The organism is Nocardia sp. NPDC004722, assembly GCF_053601505.1.
The window spans coordinates 1-7,462 of the sequence record NZ_JBSGBY010000421.1 but is presented as its reverse complement, the minus strand read 5'-3'; the positions used below and the strand labels follow the sequence as shown (position 1 = coordinate 7,462).

The following is a 7,462-nucleotide window of genomic DNA, read 5'->3' as shown; positions in this document are numbered from 1 at the left end:
ATCAGGCCGTGAGCCTGCGACATTTAGAACAGCCGGGTGCCGAGATCTGCACGTTCGGGGGCCAGTCCCGCGAGGTGGAAGCTCTGCATGAAGCGGGCGTTGAGAGCCAGGGCGAGCAACTCAGGGCGGTCCAGCCGTGCCGCAAGCCTTTCGGCCTCCCGCGCCGCCGCGCCCCCACGCAGAGTGTCGCTCGCCCGCAATTCCAGCGCGACGGTAATGAGCAGGCGGCAACGCAGTTCCAGATCGGCCCCGGAGGAGAAGTCGTTGTCCGAGAGGAAGACTGGGCTCGAAGAGACGTCGCCGCTGGAGGGAAGGCCGGTGCCGGACTCGTGCGGGGCCGAGGTGCTGGGCGGTAGTGAGCGCAGGGTGCGTTCGGCGGTGTCGGCGACGAGGCGGGCGAGGGCCGGGTCGTCGGGGTCGGTCCAGAGTGCGGGGACGTCGAAGGCGACGAGGAGGCGGGCGGTGAGGTTGATGTCGTCGAGGTGTTCGGCGGCCCGGATCGACTCGGCGCGAAGGGTTCCGGCTTCGGGGAGACGGCCGGTGAGGGCGAGTGCACGGACCAGGCCCATGGTGGCTTCGAGCTCGGAACGCTGGTCACCGACGCGCTTGTAGGCCGTGACTGCATCGGACCATAGGCGTGCGGCCTCGTGTGGCGCGAATACTCGCTCCGCGGCCGACGCGGCCGCGCTCGAGTACTTTCCGGCTCGCGCCGCGGTGGCGCGGGTGGCCGCCCGCGCGAAATGGTGTGCGAGCAGATCGATATCGGCGGTCCCGGCCGCCTCCAGCAGCGCCCCCACCCGCGCATGCCAGGCCGACCGGCGCGGCGCGGGAATGTCCCGGTAGACCACATCACGCACCAGCGCATGCGCGAATGCAATACCTGCCGAACCCGACTCGACCAGAAACCCAGCCCGCAACCCCACCTCCACCGCAGCATCCACCCGATCAATCTCCGTACGCACAATGTCCGTGCGCTCGGCGTCCACGGGTTCGGCGGGCGTCGCGAGTGCGAGGAGTAGTTCGGCGCCGATGTCGGGGCCGATTATCGAGGCTTGTTGCAGCACTGTCTGTTCGGTGTCGGTCAAGCGCCGGAGGCGGTGGCGGACGACATCGCGGACTCCGGGTGGGACCGACTCCAGTGCTGCGTTGCCCTCATCGGCCCATAGCCGGGCGAGCTCTCGGGTGAAGAACGGATTGCCCTGTCCGCGAGCGTGAATCCGCTGTGCTGCCGTGGCCTCGATCCCGGGGCCTGCCACGGTGCGCACCAAGTTCTCGGTGTCGTGCGCGTTCAGGCCGCCGAGTTGGATGCGCGATGGCTCGGCGCGCGCCATCCGGGCCAGCGCGGCCGCGAGGGTCGCGTTCACGTCGGTGTCCCGGTAGGTGCCGATGAACAGCACCGGTCCCGCCACCGGTGTGGTCGCGAACGCGGTCAGCAACTCCAGGGTTTCCACTCCCGCCCAATGCAGGTCGTCGAACACGATGAGCACCGGTCCGCCCCGCGCGACCGTCTCCAGGTACCGCGCCGCGGCCCGCCGGGTGTGAAACCGCCCGACCGCCGGATCCGTGCTCGGGCTCGCGGTCGTGTCGTCCAGCGGTGGTGTGCTCGGACCCGCCGCCGCCAGTGCCGCCTAGATCTGCGTCCACGGCCAGTACGGTGGCGCGCCACCGTCGGCGGGGTCGGATCCCCACGCGACGGTCCACCCCTGATCCCGCAGTCCCGCCGAAAACGCCTCGACGAGCGCGGTTTTGCCAACTCCCTCGACGCCGGAGATCAGCACCGCCCGCGCCTGCCCGCGCTCGTTCACCTCCTCGGCGACCGCGCGCAGTCTCGCCAGTTCGGCCGCGCGCCCGAGCAATACACGCCGGTTCGCCACCGTGCCGACATCGTCGGTGCCGGTTCGCGCGGCCTCGGCGACCGCGAAATCGCCGTCGGATGTCGGCGGGGACGACTCCGAGGCCGTCGGCGTTTCCGCCCGGGCGTCGGCGCGGAGAATCCGTGGTGTGAGACCCGGCGCCTGGGTGAGGATGTCGGATTCGAGTTGGCGCAGGCGCGGGCCCGGGTCGACACCGAGTTCGGTGCGGAGCGCCGTCCGGATCGTGCGCAGGGCGGTGAGGGCGTCGGCCTGGCGGCCGGAGCGGTAGAGCGCCAGAGCCAGCGTGTGCCAGGCGGATTCGCGCAGCGGATGCTCGCGGAGGTGGGATTCGAGGGCGACGACCGCCTCCGCGTGGCGTGACAGCCCGGTCAGCGCGAGGGCACGCTGTTCGATGGCGAGGGAGCGCAATTCGAGCAAGCGGTCGATCTCGGCGCGCGCCCAGTGCTGATCGGCGAACTCGGCGTAGGCGGGACCCTGCCACAGTCGCAGAGCGGCATCCAGATCCGACAGCGCGCCGGTGAGATCCGACCGGCGGGTGCAATCGGCTCGAGATCGCGCATCCGCCCGGCCGGGTGCGAGACCTGATGGCACGATGAGATCGGAGCCGCCGGGTTCGAGGTTGCCGCCCACAAGATCCGCAGCCGCACGGATCAGGGACTCGAAGCGGTCCGCGTCCACCTGCCCCGGCGTGACCCGCAAGGCGTAACCGGGTGCGACGGTGACGAGAACGCGGGCAGGCTCGCGGGGCTTGCGGTCGGGTTCGAGACTGCGGCGCAGGTCCGAGACGAAGGTCTGGATGGCCCCGTGCGGGTCGCGGGGCGGCCGCTCCCACAGGTCGTCGATGAGCTGAGTCAGCGGAACCACGCGGCCGTGCGCGAGGAGCAGGCGAGCCAGTAGCGCGCGATGCCGCGGGCCTTTGAGGGCCAGCGGTCCGCGCTCGTCCTCGGCCCGCAGCGGGCCGAGGACCTGGAAGGTCACCACGCCCGCCGACTCTATCGACAACATCGGACAACCCGGCCATCCCGACACTGAGTCATTGCTGACCGATCACTGAGCGACCCCGGCCAGGCTCCTCGGGTATCCACGCCCCGAAGACAAGGAACACCATGAGCCCTCGCATCCCCGGATTCGACTACCAGCGCGTCACCGTCGCCGACGGGGTCGCCCTGGAGACCGCGGTCGCCGGATCCGGCAGCCCGATCGTGCTGCTGCACGGCTTCCCGCAGACCCATCTCATGTGGCGGCATGTCGCCACGGACCTGGCCGCCGACCACACCGTCCTCTGCCCGGATCTCCGCGGCTACGGCAAGAGCGACAAGCCGCTCAACACCGCCGGCGACGCCTACTCGAAACGCACCATGGGCAATGACATCGTCACGCTGGCACAGGCTTTCGGCCACGAGACCTTCGCGCTGGCCGGGCACGACCGGGGTGCGCTGGTCGCCCTCCGGACCGCCCTCGACCATCCCGACCGGGTCACCCACCTGGCCTCGCTGGACGTGCTGCCGACCCTGGACATGTGGGAGGTCATGCACGGACTGACGGGCGCCATCGGCTTCCACCTCTACCTGATGGCCCAGCCGGTCGGCCTGCCGGAACAGCTGATCGGCGCGAGCCCGGACGCCTTCTTCGGCCATTTCCTCGACGCCTGGACCAGGAATCCGCAGGCCATCCCGGCCGAGATCCGCGAGGAGTACCTCCGGGCCTGCCGTCACGCGGTGCCCTCGATCGTCGCCGACTACCGCGCCTCGGCGAATATCGACGTCGACCACGACCGCGCCGACCGCGCGGCGGGCAACACCCTCCGCATGCCGGTGACCGTCCTGCAACAGGATTGGGGTTCGGCGCTCGGCTTCGACGCCGAATCGCTGTGGCGCGCCTGGGCTCCGGACCTGAAACACGAGACCGTCACCTGCGGCCATTTCATGGCCGAGGAGTCACCCACCGACGTTGTCCGGGCGATCAGAGAACTGGTGCGACGCTAGCGGCGCACCTCGAGGCGGCGGACCAGGGTGACGAGGGCGGCGCGGAGGGCTTCGGGGTTGTCGGTGTCGGCGCCGAGGATCATGCGGACCACCTGGGGGGCGGCGAACCACCAGGCGGCGAGGGCGGCTACCGCGTAGAGGAGGTAGCCGGGGGCCACGTCGGACGGGAGGGTGCCCGCGTGCTGGGCGGAGGCGAGGGCGGCGACCTTGTCGGCGTAGTGGGAGGCGCGGGCGGATTCGGCGGGGAGTTCGCCGTCCTGGGGTTGCAGCCCTTCCCAGTACATCAGCCGCAGGAATTGGGGGTGGGTGCGGTGGAAGTCGAAGACGTGGCCCGCGTAGTCGGCGAGGTCTCCGGCGGTGTCGGCGGACAGCGGACTGGCCGCGGCGAGTTGTTCGAGCTGGTCGGTGAGCACCGCCTCGAAGAGGCCACGTTTGTCGCCGAAGTACTGGTAGATGCGTTCCTTGTTGATGCCCGCGCGGGCGGCGATGGCATTGACGCGAGCCCCGTCCGGCCCGCGTTCGGCGAATTCGTGCACGGCGGCCTCGAGTAGCAGCCTTCTGGTTCGCTCGGTATCCCACGCCATAGCCCCATCCAACCATCTCCAACCATACGGTTGCGGTTGGGCTCACCCGTATGGCAAACTCCAACCACACGGTTGCAACCATTTGGTTGTGGATCGGTCGGCGACGAGGAGGAGGTGGCATCGTGCCCGAGTTGCGCTCCCGCACGGTCACGCACGGACGGAATATGGCCGGGGCTCGCGCCCTCATGCGGGCCAGCGGGGTTCCCTCCGCCGATATCGGCCGCAAGCCGGTCATCGCGATCGCGAACAGCTTCACCGAGTTCGTGCCCGGCCACACCCATCTGCAACCGGTCGGCCGCATGGTCTCCGAGGCGGTCCGGGAGGCGGGCGGCATTCCGCGCGAGTTCAATACGATCGCCGTCGACGACGGTATCGCCATGGGGCACAGCGGCATGCTGTATTCGCTGCCCTCCCGCGATCTGATCGCGGATTCGATCGAGTACATGGTCGAGGCCCACCGCGCCGACGCACTGGTGTGCATCTCCAACTGCGACAAGATCACTCCCGGCATGCTGATGGCCGCCCTGCGCCTGAACATCCCGACGGTGTTCGTCTCCGGCGGCCCGATGGAGGGCGGCACCGCGGTCCTCGTCGACGGCACCGTGCGCCGCCGCCTCGATCTGATCGTCACCATGGCCGAGGCCGTCTCCCCCGACGTCTCCGACGAGGATCTGGCCCGCATCGAGGAGAACGCCTGTCCCACCTGTGGTTCCTGCGCGGGCATGTTCACCGCCAATTCGATGAACTGCCTCACCGAGGCGCTCGGGCTGGCGCTGCCCGGCAATGGCACCACCCTGGCCACCCACACCGCGCGCGCCGAGCTGTACCGGGCGGCCGGGCGGACCGTCATGGACATCACCCGGCGTTACTACGACCACGACGACGCCTCGGTGCTGCCGCGGAACATCGCCTCCCGCAACGCCTTCGACAACGCCATGGCACTGGATCTGGCCATGGGCGGCTCCACTAACACCGTTCTGCATCTGCTGGCCGCCGCCCAGGAGGCCGGTCTCGACTACACGCTCACCGATATCGAGAAGATGTCGCTACAGGTGCCGTGCCTGTGCAAGGTGGCCCCCAACGGCGACTATCTGATGGAGGACGTGCACCGCGCGGGCGGCATCCCCGCGCTACTGGGCGAGTTGAACCGGGCGGGTCTGCTGCACCGGGATGTTCGTGCGGTGCACGCGGATTCGCTGGACGCGTGGCTGGCCGAATGGGATGCGCGCGCCGCCACGCCGTCCCCGGCCGCGCTCGACCTGTTCCACGCCGCGCCGGGCGGAAAGCGTTCGGCGACGGCCTTCTCCCAATCCGAGCGCTGGCACACCCTGGATCTGGACGCGGCGGCGGGCTGTATTCGCGATGCCGCGCACGCGTACTCGCGCGACGGCGGTCTGGCGGTGTTGCGCGGCAACCTGTCCCCGGACGGCGCGGTGGTGAAGTCCGCCGGTGTGGCCGCGCACATGCACACCTTCACCGGCCCGGCGGTGGTGCTGGAGTCCCAGGAGGAAGCGGTCGAGGCCATCCTGTCCAAGCGCATCAAGCCCGGCGATGTGCTGGTGATCCGCTACGAAGGACCGCGCGGCGGACCGGGCATGCAGGAAATGCTGTATCCCACCTCGTATTTGAAGGGTCTCGGCCTGGCGGGCGAGTGCGCCTTGATCACCGACGGCCGCTTCTCGGGCGGATCCTCCGGCTGCTCGGTCGGCCACATCTCCCCCGAGGCCGCCGCCGGTGGCCCGATCGCCCTGGTCCACGACGGCGACCTGGTCACCATCGACATCCCGTCGCGGACCCTCACGGTCGCGGTCGGTGACGACGAATTGGCCGCGCGCCGTGCCGAATTGGAGTCGAACGGCGGCTATCGCCCCCGCAACCGCGACCGTAAGGTGTCTCTGGCCCTGAAAACCTATGCGCTGCTGGCCACGTCGGCGGACAAGGGCGCGGTCCGCGATCCGGCCAAGCTCGCCGACTGATCACCCGTCCACGGTCTCGACCACGAAGCTCGCGACCGTGGTGGTGCTGCCGCCGATATTGACGGTGCCGTAGCGCCGGACACCCGGCAGCTGATAGTCGCCCGCCCGGTCGGTGACCTGCTTGTAGGCGTCCAGCAGCATCCGGACGCCGGTGGCCCCGACCGGGTGGCCGATCCCGAGCAGGCCGCCGCCGGGGTTGATCGGGAGGCTGCCGTCGCGGCCGATCATGCCGGATTCGATGGCCTTCCAGCTCTCCCCGGGCGCGGTCAGGCCGAGATGGTCGATGGCAACGTATTCGGACATGGAAAAGCAGTCGTGTACTTCGACACCGCCGAGCTGGTGGATATCGGCCAGTCCCGCACGAGAGAGCGCGTCGAGGACTGCGGTGCGGACGTGCGGGAAGACATAGGGCTGATCGGCCGAGACCCGCAACTTCTCCGCCAGGGGCAGCCCGACGGTGCGGTGCCCCCAGCCGGAGATCACCGCGGTGTCAGCGGGCCGGATATCGTTGTGCCGCTGGAGGAATCGGTCCGAGACGAGGATCACGGCGGCCGCGCCGTCGGTCATCTGGCTACAGTCCTGGCGGCGAAGCACCCCGGCGACCGGCGGGTTGGCGGTGTCGTCGGCAGTGAAGCTCTCCTCGGTGTAGGACCAATCGCGGGTCTGGGCAACCGGGTTCAGTCGCGCGTTGGCGATATTGAGTGCGCCGATCGCACGCAGATGCGCGGGGTCGAGGCCGTAGCGGCGGTCGTACTCCTCGGCGATGGCCGCGAACTGGGTGGGCCACACCAGATCGGTGTCCTGAGCCTCGTGCCCGGCCCAGGCCGCCGCGCCCATGTAGGCGGCAGCCCGCGCCCCGGGCACGGTCTTCTCCAGTTCCGCGCCCAGTACGAGAGCGCAGTCGTAGCGCCCGGATTCGAGGTCGGCCATGGCGGCGAGGGCGGCCATGCTGCCGGAGGCGCAGGCCGCCTCGTGGCGGGTGGCCGGGACGCCCCAGAGTTCGGGACGCACGGTGGCGGGCATGCCACCGAGATGACCTTGGC

6 protein-coding genes are annotated in these 7,462 nt (G+C 69.9%); 2 read left to right on the top strand and 4 right to left on the bottom strand.

Translation table 11 applies throughout. The features are described from left to right. Positions 1 to 23: 23 nt before the first annotated feature. On the bottom strand, positions 24 to 1,487 hold the full coding sequence (locus tag ACWELQ_RS31810) for a hypothetical protein (RefSeq protein WP_452400729.1): 1,464 nt from the start codon (positions 1,485 to 1,487) through the stop codon (positions 24 to 26). Positions 1,488 to 1,628: 141 nt separating this feature from the next. Beyond that, complete coding sequence (locus ACWELQ_RS31805; protein WP_452400728.1) at positions 1,629 to 2,879, bottom strand: BTAD domain-containing putative transcriptional regulator; 1,251 nt, start codon at positions 2,877 to 2,879, stop codon at positions 1,629 to 1,631. A gap of 101 nt (positions 2,880 to 2,980) precedes the next feature. Here ACWELQ_RS31805 and ACWELQ_RS31800 point away from each other — a divergent pair, with 101 nt between their 5' ends. Then, positions 2,981 to 3,859 carry an alpha/beta fold hydrolase gene (locus ACWELQ_RS31800; RefSeq protein ID WP_452400727.1) on the top strand — a complete coding sequence of 293 codons (879 nt, stop codon included), beginning with the start codon at positions 2,981 to 2,983 and terminating at the stop codon, positions 3,857 to 3,859. Here the strand turns inward: ACWELQ_RS31800 and ACWELQ_RS31795 are convergent. After that, on the bottom strand, positions 3,856 to 4,443 hold the full coding sequence (locus tag ACWELQ_RS31795) for a TetR family transcriptional regulator (protein WP_452400726.1): 588 nt from the start codon (positions 4,441 to 4,443) through the stop codon (positions 3,856 to 3,858). The two genes, ACWELQ_RS31800 and ACWELQ_RS31795, sit on opposite strands and share 4 nt — an antisense overlap. A gap of 122 nt (positions 4,444 to 4,565) precedes the next feature. On the opposite strand from ACWELQ_RS31795, the gene ilvD reads away from it, so the two are divergent. Further along, entirely contained in the window at positions 4,566 to 6,419 is a 1,854-nt protein-coding gene (ilvD, locus tag ACWELQ_RS31790) for a dihydroxy-acid dehydratase (RefSeq protein ID WP_452400725.1), read from the top strand. Here the strand turns inward: ilvD and ACWELQ_RS31785 are convergent. Beyond that, positions 6,420 to 7,462, bottom strand: a 1,043-nt coding sequence (locus tag ACWELQ_RS31785; protein ID WP_452400724.1) for an acetyl-CoA acetyltransferase, incomplete at its 5' end; no start/stop codon positions are given.

Coding starts and splice junctions, on each gene's coding strand:
- ACWELQ_RS31805 (WP_452400728.1), bottom strand. CDS start 2,879: ATGTTGTCGATAGAGTCGGCGGGCGTGGTGACCTTCCAGGTCCTCGGC.
- ACWELQ_RS31795 (WP_452400726.1), bottom strand. CDS start 4,443: ATGGCGTGGGATACCGAGCGAACCAGAAGGCTGCTACTCGAGGCCGCC.
- ACWELQ_RS31800 (WP_452400727.1), top strand. CDS start 2,981: ATGAGCCCTCGCATCCCCGGATTCGACTACCAGCGCGTCACCGTCGCC.